General features: G+C 62.2%; 13 protein-coding genes. 12 read left to right on the forward strand and 1 reads right to left on the reverse strand.

The features are described 5' to 3' along the window. Positions 1–32 precede the first annotated feature (32 nt). The 11 genes from KGB25_RS01055 to madM all read left to right on the forward strand — a co-directional run bounded on the left by KGB25_RS01055 (position 33) and on the right by madM (position 13,946). Positions 33–6,038 carry an Hpt domain-containing protein gene (locus KGB25_RS01055; RefSeq protein WP_223434054.1) on the forward strand — a complete coding sequence of 2,002 codons (6,006 nt, stop codon included), beginning with the start codon at positions 33–35 and terminating at the stop codon, positions 6,036–6,038. Further along, the gene (locus KGB25_RS01060) at positions 6,031–6,486 is read left to right on the forward strand and encodes a chemotaxis protein CheW (protein ID WP_008045056.1); all 456 of its coding nucleotides are present in this window, start codon (positions 6,031–6,033) and stop codon (positions 6,484–6,486) included. The genes KGB25_RS01055 and KGB25_RS01060 overlap by 8 nt, the downstream gene beginning before the upstream one ends. Before the next feature lie 201 nt (positions 6,487–6,687). Next, the gene (mdcA, locus tag KGB25_RS01065; protein ID WP_008026213.1) at positions 6,688–8,358 is read left to right on the forward strand and encodes a malonate decarboxylase subunit alpha; all 1,671 of its coding nucleotides are present in this window, start codon (positions 6,688–6,690) and stop codon (positions 8,356–8,358) included. After that, complete coding sequence (locus tag KGB25_RS01070; RefSeq protein ID WP_223434055.1) at positions 8,358–9,233, forward strand: triphosphoribosyl-dephospho-CoA synthase; 876 nt, start codon at positions 8,358–8,360, stop codon at positions 9,231–9,233. Before mdcA ends, KGB25_RS01070 begins: the two co-directional genes overlap by 1 nt. Beyond that, positions 9,233–9,532 (forward strand): malonate decarboxylase subunit delta, encoded by a 300-nt coding sequence (locus tag KGB25_RS01075; protein ID WP_008026217.1) that lies wholly within the window; start codon positions 9,233–9,235, stop codon positions 9,530–9,532. The genes KGB25_RS01070 and KGB25_RS01075 overlap by 1 nt, the downstream gene beginning before the upstream one ends. Beyond that, positions 9,525–10,376 (forward strand): biotin-independent malonate decarboxylase subunit beta, encoded by an 852-nt coding sequence (locus tag KGB25_RS01080; RefSeq protein WP_008026220.1) that lies wholly within the window; start codon positions 9,525–9,527, stop codon positions 10,374–10,376. Before KGB25_RS01075 ends, KGB25_RS01080 begins: the two co-directional genes overlap by 8 nt. Beyond that, the gene (gene mdcE / locus KGB25_RS01085; protein ID WP_223434056.1) at positions 10,373–11,176 is read left to right on the forward strand and encodes a biotin-independent malonate decarboxylase subunit gamma; all 804 of its coding nucleotides are present in this window, start codon (positions 10,373–10,375) and stop codon (positions 11,174–11,176) included. Before KGB25_RS01080 ends, mdcE begins: the two co-directional genes overlap by 4 nt. Beyond that, on the forward strand, positions 11,170–11,790 hold the full coding sequence (locus tag KGB25_RS01090; RefSeq protein ID WP_223434057.1) for a malonate decarboxylase holo-ACP synthase: 621 nt from the start codon (positions 11,170–11,172) through the stop codon (positions 11,788–11,790). The genes mdcE and KGB25_RS01090 overlap by 7 nt, the downstream gene beginning before the upstream one ends. Beyond that, positions 11,787–12,698 carry a malonate decarboxylase subunit epsilon gene (gene mdcH / locus KGB25_RS01095; RefSeq protein ID WP_223434058.1) on the forward strand — a complete coding sequence of 304 codons (912 nt, stop codon included), beginning with the start codon at positions 11,787–11,789 and terminating at the stop codon, positions 12,696–12,698. The genes KGB25_RS01090 and mdcH overlap by 4 nt, the downstream gene beginning before the upstream one ends. Before the next feature lie 65 nt (positions 12,699–12,763). After that, positions 12,764–13,180, forward strand: coding sequence for a malonate transporter subunit MadL (gene madL, locus KGB25_RS01100; protein ID WP_223434059.1), 417 nt, complete (start codon positions 12,764–12,766; stop codon positions 13,178–13,180). A 1-nt stretch (position 13,181) separates the two neighbouring features. After that, positions 13,182–13,946, forward strand: coding sequence for a malonate transporter subunit MadM (gene madM / locus KGB25_RS01105; protein WP_008026230.1), 765 nt, complete (start codon positions 13,182–13,184; stop codon positions 13,944–13,946). Positions 13,947–14,058: 112 nt separating this feature from the next. Here madM and KGB25_RS01110 read toward each other — a convergent pair whose 3' ends face one another. Further along, on the reverse strand, positions 14,059–14,973 hold the full coding sequence (locus KGB25_RS01110; protein WP_008033325.1) for a LysR substrate-binding domain-containing protein: 915 nt from the start codon (positions 14,971–14,973) through the stop codon (positions 14,059–14,061). A 233-nt stretch (positions 14,974–15,206) separates the two neighbouring features. On the opposite strand from KGB25_RS01110, the gene trhA reads away from it, so the two are divergent. Next, complete coding sequence (trhA, locus tag KGB25_RS01115; RefSeq protein ID WP_008033324.1) at positions 15,207–15,824, forward strand: PAQR family membrane homeostasis protein TrhA; 618 nt, start codon at positions 15,207–15,209, stop codon at positions 15,822–15,824. The last annotated feature ends 31 nt before the right edge of the window (positions 15,825–15,855 follow it).

The following is a 15,855-nucleotide window of genomic DNA, read 5'->3' on the forward strand; positions in this document are numbered from 1 at the left end:
CCGAGGGCGTTCGAACGATGAACGGAGTGGTTATGGGTGATCGGCACGACTATGTGGCCCTCGAATGGGTCAAAGGCGAGATTGCCGAAACACTGAAAGTGGCTCACCAGGCGATTGAAACGTTGCTTGATGACCCTCAGGCGACGCACGCCCTCAGTGAATGCCTGGCGTGCATCCATCAGGTTCACGGCAGCTTGCAGATGGTCGAGTTCTACGGCGCGGCCCTGCTCGCCGAAGAAATGGAACAACTGACCGCCGCCTTGCAGCAGAACCGCGTCATCCATCGCGACGAGGCGATCCACTTGTTGCTGCAAGCGATCGGTCAGCTGCCGATCTATCTCGACCGCGTACAAGGCGCGCGCCGCGACCTGCCGCTGGTGGTGTTGCCGTTGATCAACGACCTGCGCAGTGCCCGTGGCGAAAGCCTGTTATCGGAAACCAGCCTGTTCACCCCGCAATTACCGGACTTGCCGCCACTGGATGACGAGGCGCTGGCGCTGCTGGAGCCGGCGGACCTGCCGAACGTGCTGCGCAAATTGCGCCAGATGTTGCAGATGGCCCTGGTCGGGTTGCTGCGCGAGCAGGATGACGACACTCATCTCGGTTTCCTGAGCACCGTATTTTTACGCCTCGAAGGGCTGTGCGGAAATGCGCCGCTGAGCCCGTTGTGGCACGTTGCCTCGGCGCTTGTCGAAGGCATGCGCGGCGGCTCGATCGCCAACAGCCCGGCCCTGCGCAGCCTGTTCAAGGACGCCGACAAAGAACTCAAGCGCCTGCTTGAACAGGGCATGTGCGCGATCAATCAGCCGGCACCGCCGGAGTTGCTCAAGAGTTTGCTGTTTTACATCGCCAAAGCCGAACACCCCACCGGGCAGATGCTGACCATGAAAGATCGCTACGGACTGGACGATGCGCTGCCTGACAGCGCGATGGTCGACGAAGAACGGACACGGCTGGCCGGCCCAGATCGCGATGCCATGCGCTCGGTGCTAGCCGCGCTGTGCGAAGAACTGGTGCGGGTCAAAGAACGCCTCGACCTGTTCGTGCGCAGCGACCGCCAGCATGCCTCGGACCTCGATAGCTTGCTGGCACCCTTGCGGCAAATCGCCGACACCCTGGCGGTGCTCGGTTTTGGTCAACCGCGCAAGGTCATCATCGATCAGCTCGCGGTGGTGTTGAGCCTCGCTCAGGGGCAACGCGAACCCAACGACGCGATCCTGATGGATGTCGCCGGCGCCTTGCTTTACGTCGAGGCGACGCTCGCGGGGATGGTCGGCACGGTCGAACCGGAGAGCCAGGAAGACAGCCGCCTGCCGACCACCGACCTGACGCAGATCCACCAGATCGTGATCAAGGAAGCACGCATCTGCCTGCAACAGGCCAAGGACATGATCGTCGACTACATCGACGCCGACTGGGACCGCCAGCATTTGCAACCGTTGCCAGCCTTGCTCACCCAGGTGCGTGGCGCGCTGGCGATGATCCCGCTGAGCCGTGCGGCGAGCCTGATCGACGCCTGCAACCACTTTATCCGCGAGCATCTGCTGCTCGACCCGGACCAGCCTGGCTGGCAGGCGCTGGACAGCCTGGCCGACGTCATCACCAGCATCGAGTATTACCTTGAACGTCTGAGCGACGACGCTGAAGCGTCCGGTGAACAATTGCTCGACGTTGCGGAGAAGAGCCTGGCAGCGCTCGGCTTTTTCCCCAGCGAACACAATGTCCCTGTGCTGGATGAAGTGCTCAGCCCGAGTGAGGCGCAGGTGATGCAGGACCAGCAGGAACTGGACGATCCCGACGTCGTCCAGACCCTGGCCGATGTCCTCGCCAACCCGGTGTCGGCGGTCAATCCGCCCGCCCTGAATACGCCGGGCAGCCTGTTGCCACCGCCTCCGGGTGAAGAACCGGTGGACGATGAACTGCGCGAAGTCTTCCTCGAAGAAACCGATGAGGTCCTGGAAATCCTCCGGGAATACTTGCCGCGCTGGGCGGCCAGCCCCGAGAGCGAATCGATCCTGGGCGAACTGCGCCGAGCTTTCCATACGCTCAAAGGCAGTGGCCGGATGGTGCGCGCGCTGGTGTTGGGTGAACTGGCGTGGGCCGTGGAAAACCTGCTCAACCGCGTGCTGGAACGCAGCGTTGAACCGGGGCCGGCGGTGCAGCAATTGCTCGGCGATGTATTGAACCTGCTGCCGGAACTGGTGGCTGAATTTGCCGGCAATGCTCAGCGTCAGCGCAACGACGTCGACCAATTGGCCGCCCGCGCCCACGCGCTCGCCAAGGGTGACAAGCCGTTGGCCGATGAGGACGTGCAGGATGTCGCCGCCCTCGATCCGTTGCTGCTGGAGATCTTCCGCAACGAAGCCGAAACACATCTGGCCAGCCTCAACCGCTTCCTCGATCAGGCCGCCGAACATGTGCCGTTGCAGGCCAGCGACGAACTGCAACGTGCCTTGCACACGCTCAAAGGCAGCGCCTCGATGGCCGGCGTGTTGCCGATTGCCGAGCTGGCGACGCCGCTGGACAAACTGGCTCGTGAATACAAGGCGCACCTGATCGCGCTGGACCTCGACGAAGTCGAACTGCTGCTGGAGGCCGAAGGCGTGTTCCGCGTCGGGCTGCGACAGCTCAAGGTCGATCCGTTGGCCGAGATTCCCGGGGCCCGTTCGTTGATCGAAAGAACCCAGGCGCTGCTGGCTGAACGCCTGGAAGCCCTGTTGAGCACGCCGAGCATGGCGCTCAGAACCAAGCGCGATCCGCAGTTGATCAACAATTTCCTGGCCCAGGGCATGGACATCCTGCTGGACGCCGAAAGCCTGTTGCAGCGTTGGCAGCAGCACCCCGGTGAACGTCAGGAACTCAGTGCGCTGTTGGATGAATTGACTACCCTCGGCGAAGGCGCGCACCTGGCCGATCTGCATCCGGTGGATGAGCTTTGTGAAGCCTTGCTCGATCTCTACGGCGCCGTGGAAGAAAGCAGCCTGGCAGTCAGCGAGGCGTTTTTCCATGAGGCGCAAAGTGCCCACGAAGCGCTGATCAACATGCTCGACGAACTCGCGGCCGGTCAGGAAGTCAGCCCGCAACCGGAGCGCATCCGGGCCTTGCGCGGCTTGCTCGATGAGAGCCTCGACCCATCGGCCATGGGCCTGATTCGCAGCGACGGCAGCCGCACCCTGAGCATTCGCGAACTAAGCAGCGCCACCGCCGAACTGGCACAAACCCCTGTAGGAGCCGGCTTGCCGGCGATGGACTCACATGCGCCGCATTCATCCAGTGAAAACGCGTCATCGTTAACGACCATCGCCGGCAAGCCGGCTCCTACAGTGGACAGCGTTGTTGATCTGGACGACGAGATCGTTTCGATCTTCCTCGAAGAGGCGGTGGACATCCTCGAAAGCGCCGGTCAGGCCTTGCAGCGCTGGCTGAAAGACCCGGACAACGCCGCGCCGTTGCTGTCGTTGCAGCGAGATCTGCACACGCTCAAGGGCGGTGCGCGGATGGCCGAAGTCGAGCCGGTCGCAGGCCTCGCCCATGAGCTGGAAAGCCTTTACGAAGGGCTTGTCGATCGCCGTTACTGCCACAACGAAACCCTGGCGCAGCTGTTGCAACAGAGCCATGACCGACTGGCGCAACTGCTTGAGCAATTGCAGCACCACAAGCCACTGGGAGATCCGGGTGAGCTGATCGAAGCCATTCGCCAGTTCCGCCAAGGCAACGCCAGTGCGCCAGACGTCGCCGAGCCTGTGCGGGCCGAGGACTCGCCGGGGCATGATCCGGAGTTGCTGGAAATCTTCCTTGAGGAAGGTTTCGACATCATCGAAAATTCCGGCGCGGCGCTGGTTCGCTGGCAGGCCGAACCTGCCAATCGTCAGGAAATGGAAACCCTGCTGCGCGATCTGCACACCCTCAAGGGCGGTGCGCGGATGGTGGAAATCGGCCCGATCGGCGACCTCGCCCATGAGCTGGAATTTCTCTACGAAGGCTTGTCCGCCGGTGTGTTGAAACCGACCGCCGCGCTGTTCGGCCTGCTGCAAAGCAGCCATGACCGACTGGCGCAGATGCTCGACGCGACCCGCGCCGGTCAACCGTTGCCACCAGCGGATCGGCTGATCGATGCGATCAGGAATTTCAGCCATCCGGAAGTGCCGGAAACACCCGTTGCCACACCGGTTGCACCCAAGGTCGAGCCGCTTGCGCCACAAGCCGATACCGGTGCCGATATGGTCAAGGTCTCGGCAGAGCTGCTCGACGATCTGGTTAATCTGGCCGGGGAAACTTCGATCTTCCGTGGTCGCATCGAACAGCAGGTCAACGATGCACGCGTGGCGCTGAACGAAATGGAAACCACCATCGAGCGCATGCGCGATCAATTGCGCCGGCTCGATACCGAAACCCAGGGCAGGATTCTCAGCCGCCAGCAAGTCGACGCCGAACGCTCGGGCTACGAAGAATTCGACCCACTGGAAATGGACCGTCACTCGCAGTTGCAGCAGCTGTCGCGGGCGCTGTTCGAATCCGCTTCCGACCTGCTTGACCTCAAGGAAACCCTCGACCGGCGCAATCAGGACGCGGAGAACCTGCTGCAACAGCAAGGCCGCATCAACACCGAATTGCAGGAAGGCCTGATGCGCTCGCGCATGGTGCCGTTCGAGCGGATGTTGCCGCGCTTGAAGCGCATCGTCCGCCAGGTCTCCAGCGAGCTGGGCAAGGAGGTGGAGTTCGTGGTCGGCAACGCCGAAGGCGAGATGGACCGCAACGTCCTCGAACGCATGGCCGCGCCGCTGGAACACATGCTGCGCAACGCGGTGGACCATGGTCTCGAATCCGCAGGCGTGCGCATCGCGGCCGGGAAACCGGCGCAAGGGCGGATCACCCTCGACCTGTCCCGCGAGGGCGGCGACATCATTTTCGACATCCGCGACGACGGCGCCGGCGTGCCGCTGGACGCGGTGCGGCGCAAGGCAATCAAGCGCGGCTTACTCGCCGCCGACAGCGACATCAGCGACCGCGACGTGCTGCAGTTCATCCTGCAACCGGGGTTCTCCACGGCCGAGAAAATCACCCAGATTTCCGGGCGCGGCGTGGGCATGGACGTGGTTCATGAAGAAGTCCGGCAACTCGGCGGCACAATGAGCATCGACTCTGTGGCGGGGCAGGGCGTGCATTTTCGCATTCGCCTGCCGTTCACCGTGTCGGTCAACCGGGCGCTGATGGTGCAGTGCGCTGAGGATCAATATGCGATCCCGCTGAACACCATCGACGGCATCGTGCGTGTGTTGCCCAACGAACTCGAAGGGCATTACCGGCTCGATCCGCCGACTTACAAATACGCCGGGCAGCACTATGAACTGTGCTACCTCGGTGAACTGCTGAAAACCAGTACACGCCCGAAACTGTTGGGCCAGAGCCTGCCGTTGCCGGTATTGCTGGTGCAATGCAACGAGCGCCACATCGCGGTGCAGGTCGATGCCATGGCCGGCACCCGCGAGATTGTGGTGAAAAGCCTCGGCCCGCAATTTGCGGCCGTGCAGGGTTTGTCCGGGGCGACGATTCTGGGCGATGGCCGCGTGGTGCTGATTCTCGATCTGCTGGCGCCGATCCGCGCGATGCAGGCGCAGGTGCCGCAACGACGGCTGCTTCAAGACCCTGAACCCGAGCCGCACAAGCCCTTGCTGGTCATGGTGGTCGACGACTCGGTCACCGTGCGCAAGGTCACCAGTCGTTTACTCGAACGCCACGGCATGAACGTGCTGACGGCCAAGGACGGCGTCGATGCCATGCTGCTGCTCGAAGACCACATGCCGGACCTGATGCTGCTGGACATCGAAATGCCGCGCATGGACGGTTTCGAAGTCGCCACCCAGGTGCGCGCCGACGAGCGACTGCAACACCTGCCGATCATCATGATCACCTCGCGCACCGGCCAGAAACACCGCGACCGCGCCATGGCCATTGGCGTCAACGACTACCTCGGCAAGCCGTATCAGGAATCGGTGCTGCTCGAAAGCATTGCCCTGTGGAGCAAAACCCATGCTTGAGCATCGCACCAGCAACCTCACCGGGCTGCTGCTACCCCTGGCCGACCGCAACCTGATTTTGCCCAACGTCGCGGTAGCGGAGTTGATCGACTATCAGCCGGGGGCTTTCGATCTCGATACTCCGCCGTGGTACCTGGGGCGGGTGAGTTGGCGGGAGCGGCAGATTCCGTTGCTCAGTTTTGAGTCGGCGTGCGGCGATAAAATCGTCATTGGCGAGCGCGCGCGGATCGTGATTCTCAATGCCCTGGGCGGGCGGCCTGAGCTGAAATTTATCGCGTTGCTGGTGCAGGGGATTCCTCGTTCCTACAAGCTCGACAGTCAGCTCAGCTATGTGGATGTGCCGTTATGTGCGCTGGAACAGGCGGCGGTGCAGGTGGGCGATCAAGTGGCCAAGGTGCCTGACTTGCTGGCGCTGGAGGAGTTGCTTGTGAGTGCCGGGTTGACCTGACTGGCCCCTTCGCGGGCAAGCCTCGCTCCTACAATGGATCGGGGCGCACACAAAACCCCTGTAGGAGCGAGGCTTGCCCGCGAAGGCGTCCGACCTGCCAACCATTACCCTAACCGTAACAATCCACCACTCTGCTTGATTGATGCCCCCCACCCAACCCTCCTAAGGTGACTCCCACGACAGCGAACCCGTGGAGTGGTCATGACAACAACAATATCCCCCGACTCGCGATGGACGCGGCGGCGCAGCGAAAAGCAGCGGCGTCTGGCGTTGGTCAAGGGCCTGGCTGACGGTGTGGTGCTGCCCACCGACAACATCGTGGCAGCGCTGGAGGCGTTAATCCTGCCCGGCGACCGCGTGGTACTGGAGGGCAACAACCAGAAGCAGGCGGATTTCCTTTCGCGCTCCCTGGCCAAGGCCGATCCTGCCAGGCTCCACGACCTGCACATGATCATGCCCAGCGTCGGGCGCTCCGAGCATCTGGACCTGTTCGAACGCGGCATCGCCCGCAAGCTCGATTTCTCTTTCGCCGGCACCCAGAGCCTGCGCATCAGCCAATTGCTGGAAGACGGCCTGCTGGAAATCGGTGCGATCCACACCTACATCGAGCTCTACGCACGATTGGTGGTCGACCTGATTCCCAACGTCGTGCTCTCGGCCGGTTTCATGGCCGACCGCGCCGGCAACATCTACACCGGCCCCAGCACCGAAGACACGCCTGCATTGATCGAACCAGCGGCCTTCAGCGACGGCATCGTCATCGTTCAGGTGAACCAGCTTGTAGACGACGTCACTGACCTGCCTCGCGTCGACATCCCCGCGTCCTGGGTCGATTTCGTGGTGGTGGCCGACAAGCCGTTCTACATCGAGCCGCTGTTCACCCGCGACCCACGGCACATCAAGCCTGTGCACGTGCTGATGGCGATGATGGCGATCCGCGGAATCTACGAAAAACACAACGTGCAGTCGCTGAACCACGGCATCGGTTTCAACACCGCCGCCATCGAACTGATCCTGCCGACCTACGGCGAATCCCTCGGCCTCAAAGGCAAGATCTGCCGCAACTGGACGCTCAATCCACACCCGACCTTGATCCCGGCCATCGAAAGCGGCTGGGTCGAAAGCGTGCATTGCTTCGGCACCGAACTGGGCATGGAAAACTACATTGCTGCGCGGCCGGACGTGTTCTTCACCGGGCGCGACGGGTCGCTGCGTTCCAACCGGATGTTCAGCCAACTGGCGGGGCAATACGCGGTGGACCTGTTCATCGGCGCGACCCTGCAAGTCGATGGCGACGGCCATTCTTCCACCGTGACTCGCGGGCGCCTGGCCGGTTTCGGTGGGGCGCCAAACATGGGGCACGACCCGCGTGGGCGGCGTCACGGCACGCCGGCCTGGCTCGACATGCGCCACGGCGATGCGCCGGAACCCTTGCTCGAACGCGGCAAAAAACTCGTGGTGCAAATGGTCGAGACGTTCCAGGAGGGCGGCAAACCGACCTTCGTCGAAACCCTCGACGCGATTGAAGTGGCGAAGAAAAGCGGCATGCCGCTGGCGCCGATCATGATTTACGGCGACGACGTCACCCACCTGCTGACCGAAGAAGGCATCGCCTATTTGTACAAGGCACGTTCGCTGGAAGAGCGTCAGGCAATGATCGCCGCCGTCGCTGGGGTGACTGCCATCGGCCTGCGTCACAACCCGAAAGACACCGCCCGGATGCGTCGCGAAGGCTTGATCGCCTTGCCTGAAGACCTCGGCATCCGTCGCACCGACGCCACCCGCGAATTGCTCGCCGCCAAAAGCGTGGCCGATCTGGTCGAGTGGTCCGGTGGCCTCTACAACCCGCCCGCCAAGTTCAGGAGCTGGTAATGCACGCATTCAACCTGCAACCCAAACCTCTGTCGCTGGCCGAACGGCTGGCGGACCTGGCAGTGGACGCGCTGATCGACGAAGCGGACCTGTCGCCGAAACCGGCGCTGGTGGATCGTCGCGGCAATGGCGCACACACCGATTTGCACCTCGGGCTGATGCACGCTTCGGCGTTGTCGCTGTGGCCAGCATTCAAGGAAATGGCGGAATCGGCCATCGCGTTTGGCGAAGTCGGTGTACCGCTGCGCGAAGCGATTGGGCGGATTGGCCGGGAAGGCGAGCAAACCATGCTCGCCACCACGAACGGTGTGAATACACATCGGGGCGCGATCTGGGCGTTGGGCCTGCTGGTCACTGCCGCCGCGCTGGACTGCTCGAATACCCACGCAAGCACGGTGACGTTGCGCGCCGCCCGACTGGCGATACTCGACGACCGTTTCGCCCCGCGTCCTTTGAGCCACGGCGCGCAAGTCGCCCAACGTTACGGCGCGCGTGGTGCCCGTGAAGAAGCCCAACTCGGTTTCCCTTCGGTGCTGCAACGCGCACTGCCGCAACTCAAGCGCAGCCGCGCCGCCGGTCATGGCGAACAGAACGCCCGGCTCGATGCGCTGCTGGCGATCATGACTCAACTGAGTGACACCTGCGTGCTCTACCGCGCCGGCGAACAAGGCCTGCACACCATGCAACTCGGTGCCCAGGCGGTGCTCGACGCGGGTGGCAGTGCCAGCCTTGCCGGTCGCCGGCGCTTGCATGAACTGGACGAACAATTAATCGCGTTGAATGCCTCGCCCGGCGGCGCTGCGGACTTGCTCGCAGCCTGCCTGTTTATCGACCGCATTGCGTCGGCTGACGGCATCAACCAGGGAGCGTTTTGATGGAAACCTTATCCTTTGAATTCCCCGCCGGGCAGCCGCCACGTGGTCGTACGCTGGTGGGTTGTGTCGGTTCGGGCGATCTGGAAGTGCTGATCGAACCGGGTCAGGCCGGCAAGCTGACCATCAAGGTGCAGACCTCGGTCAATGGCGCCGAACAACGCTGGCAGCATCTGTTCGCACGGATGTTCGACGGCCAGACACCACCGGCAATGGCCATCGATATCCACGATTTCGGCGCGACCCCTGGCGTGGTGCGCTTGCGTCTGGAACAAGGCTTTGAGGAGATCGGCCATGACTGACAGTGCAGCGCTCCTCCACAAGCACAGCTTCATCGAACTCGGCGCCCGACACCGGGCGAAAGCCTTGCTCGACGCCGGCACCTTCCGCGAATTGCTCGACCCGTTTCAACGCGTCATGTCGCCGTGGCTGTCGCGCCAGGGGGTGGTGCCGCAAGCCGATGACGGCGTGGTGATTGCCAAGGGCAGCCTCGGCGGTTTGCCGGTGGTGATCGCCGCCATCGAAGGCGCTTTCCAGGGCGGCAGCCTCGGTGAAGTCGGCGGGGCGAAGATTGCCGGTGCTCTGGAACTCGCCGCCGAAGACAACCGCAACGGCATTCCAACCCGCGCCGTGTTGCTGCTGGAAACCGGCGGCGTGCGCTTGCAGGAAGCCAACCTCGGGTTGGCGGCAATTGCCGACATTCATGCGGCGATTGTCGATCTGCGTCAGTACCAACCGGTAATCGGCGTGGTGGCGGGCAGCGTGGGCTGCTTTGGCGGGATGTCGATTGCCGCCGGGCTGTGCAGCTATTTGCTGGTGACTCAGGAAGCGCGTCTTGGCCTGAACGGCCCGCAGGTGATCGAACAGGAAGCCGGGCTTGAGGAATACGACTCCCGCGACCGTCCGTTCATCTGGAGCCTGACCGGTGGCGAGCAACGCTTTGCCAGCGGTCTGGTAGATCGCTTTGTCGCTGACGATGTGGCGCAGGTCCGGCAGCAGGTCAGTGAATTGCTGCAACAAGGCTTGCCGGAACAACAGCGCAGTCGTCAGGCCGATCTGTTCCTGCAACGGCTGGCCCGCCTGGACGCCGAACCGCAAATCGATGCCGCGACGGTTCGCGATCTGTATCAAGGAGAGCGCTCATGAATTCGTATTCCCTGCGAGGTTTGAACTGGTTCAACGCCTTGAGTGCAGGCGCGAAACCGGTGGAGGGTTTGCCTGCATCACTGAAAGCCGCTGATGGTGTGGTGGGTGAACAACCGGTCCGGTTTATCGCAGTGGTGGCAGATCCCGACAACCGTTTCGTCCGCGCTCGCAACGGTGAAGTGGGTTTGCTGGAAGGTTGGGGCTTGGCCAAGGCTGTGGATGAAATCATCGTGGCTGACGCTGATAAATCGCATAAGCGCGCCGTGATCGCGATCATCGATGTGCCGAGTCAGGCTTACGGTCGGCGCGAAGAAGCGTTGGGCATTCATCAGGCACTGGCCGCTGCGGCGGACAGTTATGCCCGCGCCCGGTTGGCTGGCCACGCCGTGATTGGTTTGCTGGTAGGCAAGGCGATGTCCGGAGCGTTTTTGGCTCATGGCTACCAGGCTAACCGGCTGATCGCCCTGCGTGATCCGGGCGTGATGGTGCATGCGATGGGCAAGGCGTCAGCGGCGCGGGTGACCTTGCGCAGTGTCGAAGAATTGGAAGCACTGGCCGCCAGCGTGCCGCCGATGGCGTATGACATCGACAGTTACGCCAGTCTCGGTTTGCTGTGGGAAACCTTGTCGGTGGACCAGATTGAGCAGCCAACATCAGCGGATCTGGCGCGAGTGACGGAATGCCTGAATCTGGCGATTGGCGATGTTGCCGCAAGCGGTCGCGATTTGAGCAGCCGCTTGGGCGCGAGCAACCGCGCCGCGTCGAGCACGGTTCGCCAACTGCTGAGAGCACAGTGGTGAACACGTTTCTGGCTCACGACCTGCTGTGGGGGATGACCCCGGAGCAGTTGCCTGCGCAGGCGCCTGCGTGGGTGATCGAGTCGATCAGCGCGGGTCAGCCGGTGGTGGTTCGGCGTGCGGTGAGTACGCCGGGTTTTATCGCGGTCGGGGTGCGTGGACGGTTGCGTGAGCAGAGGTATGCGACGGTGATGGCGGTCGATGCGCTTCAGCGTCGGGTCACACCGGAAACGCTGTGTCATGTCTCGATCGATCGGGATTTGCCCGCCGTGCAGGCCCTCAACCAATTGCGGCCGTTGCTCGATGGCTGCGGTTGGGTGTGGGGCGTCAGCGGCAGTGCCGGATTTGAATTGGCCAGTGGCGTTGTTGCTTTGCATGAGAGCAGCGATCTGGATTTGATCCTGCGTACGCCGCAGGTTCTGGAACGGTTAAAGGCGCAGGAACTGCTGACGATTCTGGACCGCGCCAAGTGCCAGGTGGACATGCAATTGCAGACGCCGTTTGGCGCCGTCGCCCTGCGTGAATGGGCCGGTCCTGCGCGTCGGGTGTTGCTGAAAAACGCGAGTGAAGCCTGCCTTGTGATCGATCCGTGGAACCCGCAGGAGCAAGCAGCGTGAGCAGTTTGCTGGTGTTCCCCGGCCAGGGCGCGCAGCAGCCGGGCATGCTCCATCGTTTGCCTCGCGAGACGGTGATCGAGGCGAGCGAAGTGCTTGGCGAAGATGCTTTGCTGCTGGATTGCGCTGAAGCATTGAAGTCGACACGGGCGGTTCAGCTGTGCCTGTTGATTGCCGGTGTCGCGGCTTCGCGTCAGTTATCGATGACGCCGGATTACGTGGCGGGCTTGTCCATTGGTGCTTATCCGGCCGCCGTGGTTTCGGGTGCCTTGAGCTTCAGCGATGCGCTGCATCTGGTCAGCCTGCGCGGTGAATTGATGCAGCAGGCTTATCCACAGGGCTACGGCATGACCGCGATCATCGGTCTCGATTTATCCACAGTGGAAGGTTTGCTGGCGCAGGTTCACAGCGTCGACACGCCGGTTTACCTGGCCAACATCAACGCCGATAACCAGGTGGTGATTGCCGGCAGCGACGGCGCGATGAAGGCCGTCGCCGAGTTGGCGAAAGGACGCGGCGCAGGCCTGGCCAAGCGCCTTGCCGTCAGCGTGCCGTCGCACTGCCCGCTGCTGGATGCGCCGGCGAAAATCCTGGCCGAAGCTTTCACCAGCGTGCAGTTGAAAAGCCCGACGGTGGGCTATCTGAGCGGCAGTCGCGCGCGGCCAATCATCAACATCGAAGCCCTGCGCGAAGACCTGGCTTACAACATGTGCCGCATCGTCGATTGGCGCGGCACGGTACAAAGCGCCTACGAGCGCGGCGTACGGCTACAAATCGAACTGCCGCCCGGTGCGGTGCTGACCGGGCTGGCGCGCCGGGTGTTCGAGCAGGGCACCGTGATTGCCTTCGACGGGGCGCGGCTCGACACCTTGCAGGCGCTGTTGCGTGAGGAGGGAAGCCGCCAACTCTAGACCTCCAACTCAGGCCTTCGAACAACAAAAACAACATTCGACGATGCACTTTGAGGACTACAACAATGATTATTTACGGTGTGGCGCTGTTGGCGATCTGTACGCTGGCAGGGGTGATTCTGGGCGATGCGCTGGGCGTAATGCTGGGCGTCAAATCCAATGTGGGCGGGGTCGGGATCGCGATGATCCTGTTGATCTGCGCGCGGTTGTGGATGCAAAAGCGCGGCGGCATGACCAAGGATTGCGAGATGGGCGTCGGCTTCTGGGGCGCCATGTACATTCCGGTGGTGGTGGCGATGGCGGCACAACAGAACGTCGTGACCGCCTTGCACGGCGGCCCGGTGGCGGTGCTCGCGGCCATCGGTTCGGTGGTGCTCTGCGGCTGCACCATTGCCCTGATCAGCCGGACCCACAAAGGCGAACCGTTGCCTGATGAGCCTGCGGAACTCACGCCCGTTGGCACGCCAGTAGGAGGCCGCTGATATGTTGGAAGTCATCGAGAAGGGCTTGGCAACTAACGGTCTGGTCACGGCGTTCGCGTTCGTTGGCGTGATCATGTGGGTGTCGGTGGTGTTGTCCAAGCGCCTGACGTTCGGACGGATTCATGGCTCGGCGATTGCCATTGTCATCGGCCTGGTCCTGGCGTGGGTCGGCGGCACCATGACCGGCGGGCAAAAAGGCCTGGCGGACCTGACACTGTTCTCGGGTATCGGTTTGATGGGCGGGGCGATGCTGCGCGACTTTGCCATCGTCGCCACGGCGTTCGAAGTGCAGGCCACCGAAGCGAAAAAGGCCGGGATGATCGGCGTGATTGCGCTGTTGCTGGGCACGGTGTTGCCGTTCATTGTCGGGGCGAGCATTGCCTGGGTGTTCGGTTATCGCGATGCGATAAGCATGACCACCATCGGTGCGGGCGCGGTGACGTACATCGTCGGGCCGGTGACTGGCGCGGCGATTGGCGCGAGTTCCGATGTGGTCGCATTGTCGATTGCCACCGGGTTGATCAAGGCGATTCTGGTGATGGTCGGCACGCCGATGGCAGCGCGCTGGATGGGGTTGGATAACCCGCGCTCGGCGATGGTGTTTGGCGGGTTGGCCGGTACGGTCAGCGGTGTGACCGCCGGGTTGGCGGCGACGGATCGGCGGTTGGTGCCTTATGGGGCTCTGACGGCGACCTTTCACACCGGGCTTGGGTGCTTGCTTGGGCCATCGTTGTTGTACTTCATTGTTCGCGGGATTGTTGGTTAGGCCGATGATTCATCGCTGATTGTTCTGACGTCTTCGCGGGCAAGCCTCGCTCCTACAGAGACTGCATATCCCTGTAGGAGCGAGGCTTGCCCGCGAAGGGTGCGACGTGGTCTTAAGCCTGGCGATTGGCATACATCCGACACTCCGCCAGCAGCGCGAGCAAATTGGGGTCGCGCTCCTTGGCCTTCAAAAACACCACGCCGATGTGCTGCTGCAACCGATACTTTTCCTGCAACGGAATCAGTTTCACCCGGTTCTCATACACCGCTGCAATCCTTCCTGGCAGCAACGCATAACCCACCCCCGAACTGACCATGCTCAGCAGGGTGAAGATGTCGTTGACCTGCATCGCCACCTTTGGCTCGAATCCCGCCTGCTTGAACACCCGATTGCCATCCTGGTGCGTGGCGAAGCCTTGGGTCAGGGTAATGAACGTCTCGTCGCGCACTTCGGCCAGATCGACTTCCGTGCGTTGGGCAAACTTCGAGTCCGCCGGGGTGGCCAGGAAAATGTCATCGGAAAACAGCGGGATCTGCTCGCAATCCGGGTCGTTCACGCTCTCGTCCAAAGACACCAGGATCGCGTCGACTTCCATGTTCTTGAGCTTGTACAACAGGTCGAAGTTCGAGCCGAGGATCAGGTCGATGTTGAGTTCGCTGCGGCGGATTTTCAGGCCCATGATCAGTTGCGGCACGGTCTTCACCGTCAACGAATACAACGACCCCAGCTTGAAGCGTTCAGCCGAGAACCCGGCGGCTTCTCGGGTCAGGCGCACGGTTTCGACCACGTCCTGAATCAGCTTCTGTGCCCGTTCTTCCAGTACGTAGGCGCTTTCCAGCGGCGTCAGGTTACGGCCTTCGTGCTTGAACAGCGGGCAGCGCAGGGCACTTTCCAGGGAGTGGATCGCCCGGTGCACGCTGACGTTGCTGGTCTGCAATTCGGCAGCGGCGCGAGCCAGATTGCCGGTGCGCATGAAAGCGAGGAACACCTCGAGTTTTTTCAGGGTCAACTCTTCATCGATCAGCATGGGCGTGACTCTTATTCGAATGGCTCGATTGTGCCCAATTCCTCAAGACGGCGCAGACCTTTGTAGGAGCCAGCTTGCTGGCGATGGCGGCCTTGAAATTATCGTAACGCTTGAGGGCCAATCGCCGGCAAGCCGGCTCCTACAGGGGGCGAGGGTGTACTGAAGAGTTGCGCTTTTACGCTTGAGGCCTGAGCCTTGCGCAACGCTGCATTGGATTGTGAGGTGAGCAACACATGTACCACGGGGAAAGATTGAACGCCTGGACGCATCTGGTCGGGGCGGTGGCGGCGACGGTCGGGGTGGTGTGGATGCTGGTGATCGCCGGCATGGACGGCAGCCCTTGGAAGATCGTCAGCGTGGCGATTTACGGTTTCACGTTGATGGTGCTCTACAGCGCATCGACCGTTTACCACAGCGTGCGCGGGCGCAAGAAAGCGATCATGCAGAAGGTCGATCACTTTTCGATCTACCTGTTGATCGCCGGCAGCTACACACCGTTTTGCCTGGTGACCCTGCGCGGGCCGTGGGGCTGGACGTTGTTCGGGATTGTCTGGGGGCTGGCGTTGATCGGCATCCTTCAGGAGATCAAGCCGCGTTCGGAAGCGCGGATCCTGTCGATCGTGATTTACGCGGTGATGGGCTGGATCGTGCTGGTGGCGGTCAAGCCGCTATTGGCGGCGTTGGGCACGGCCGGGTTTGCCTGGCTGGCGTCGGGCGGGATTTTGTACACCGTGGGGATTATCTTTTTTGCACTGGATCATCGGTTGCGGCATGCGCACGGGATCTGGCATTTGTTCGTGATCGCGGGGAGTTTGCTGCACTTTGTGGCGATTATGTTTTACGTCCTGTAAACCGCGTCGCGGCCAATCGCTAGCAGGCTAG

This window comes from Pseudomonas sp. BF-RE-21 (assembly GCF_019947305.1).
Taxonomy (GTDB): domain Bacteria; phylum Pseudomonadota; class Gammaproteobacteria; order Pseudomonadales; family Pseudomonadaceae; genus Aquipseudomonas; species Aquipseudomonas migulae.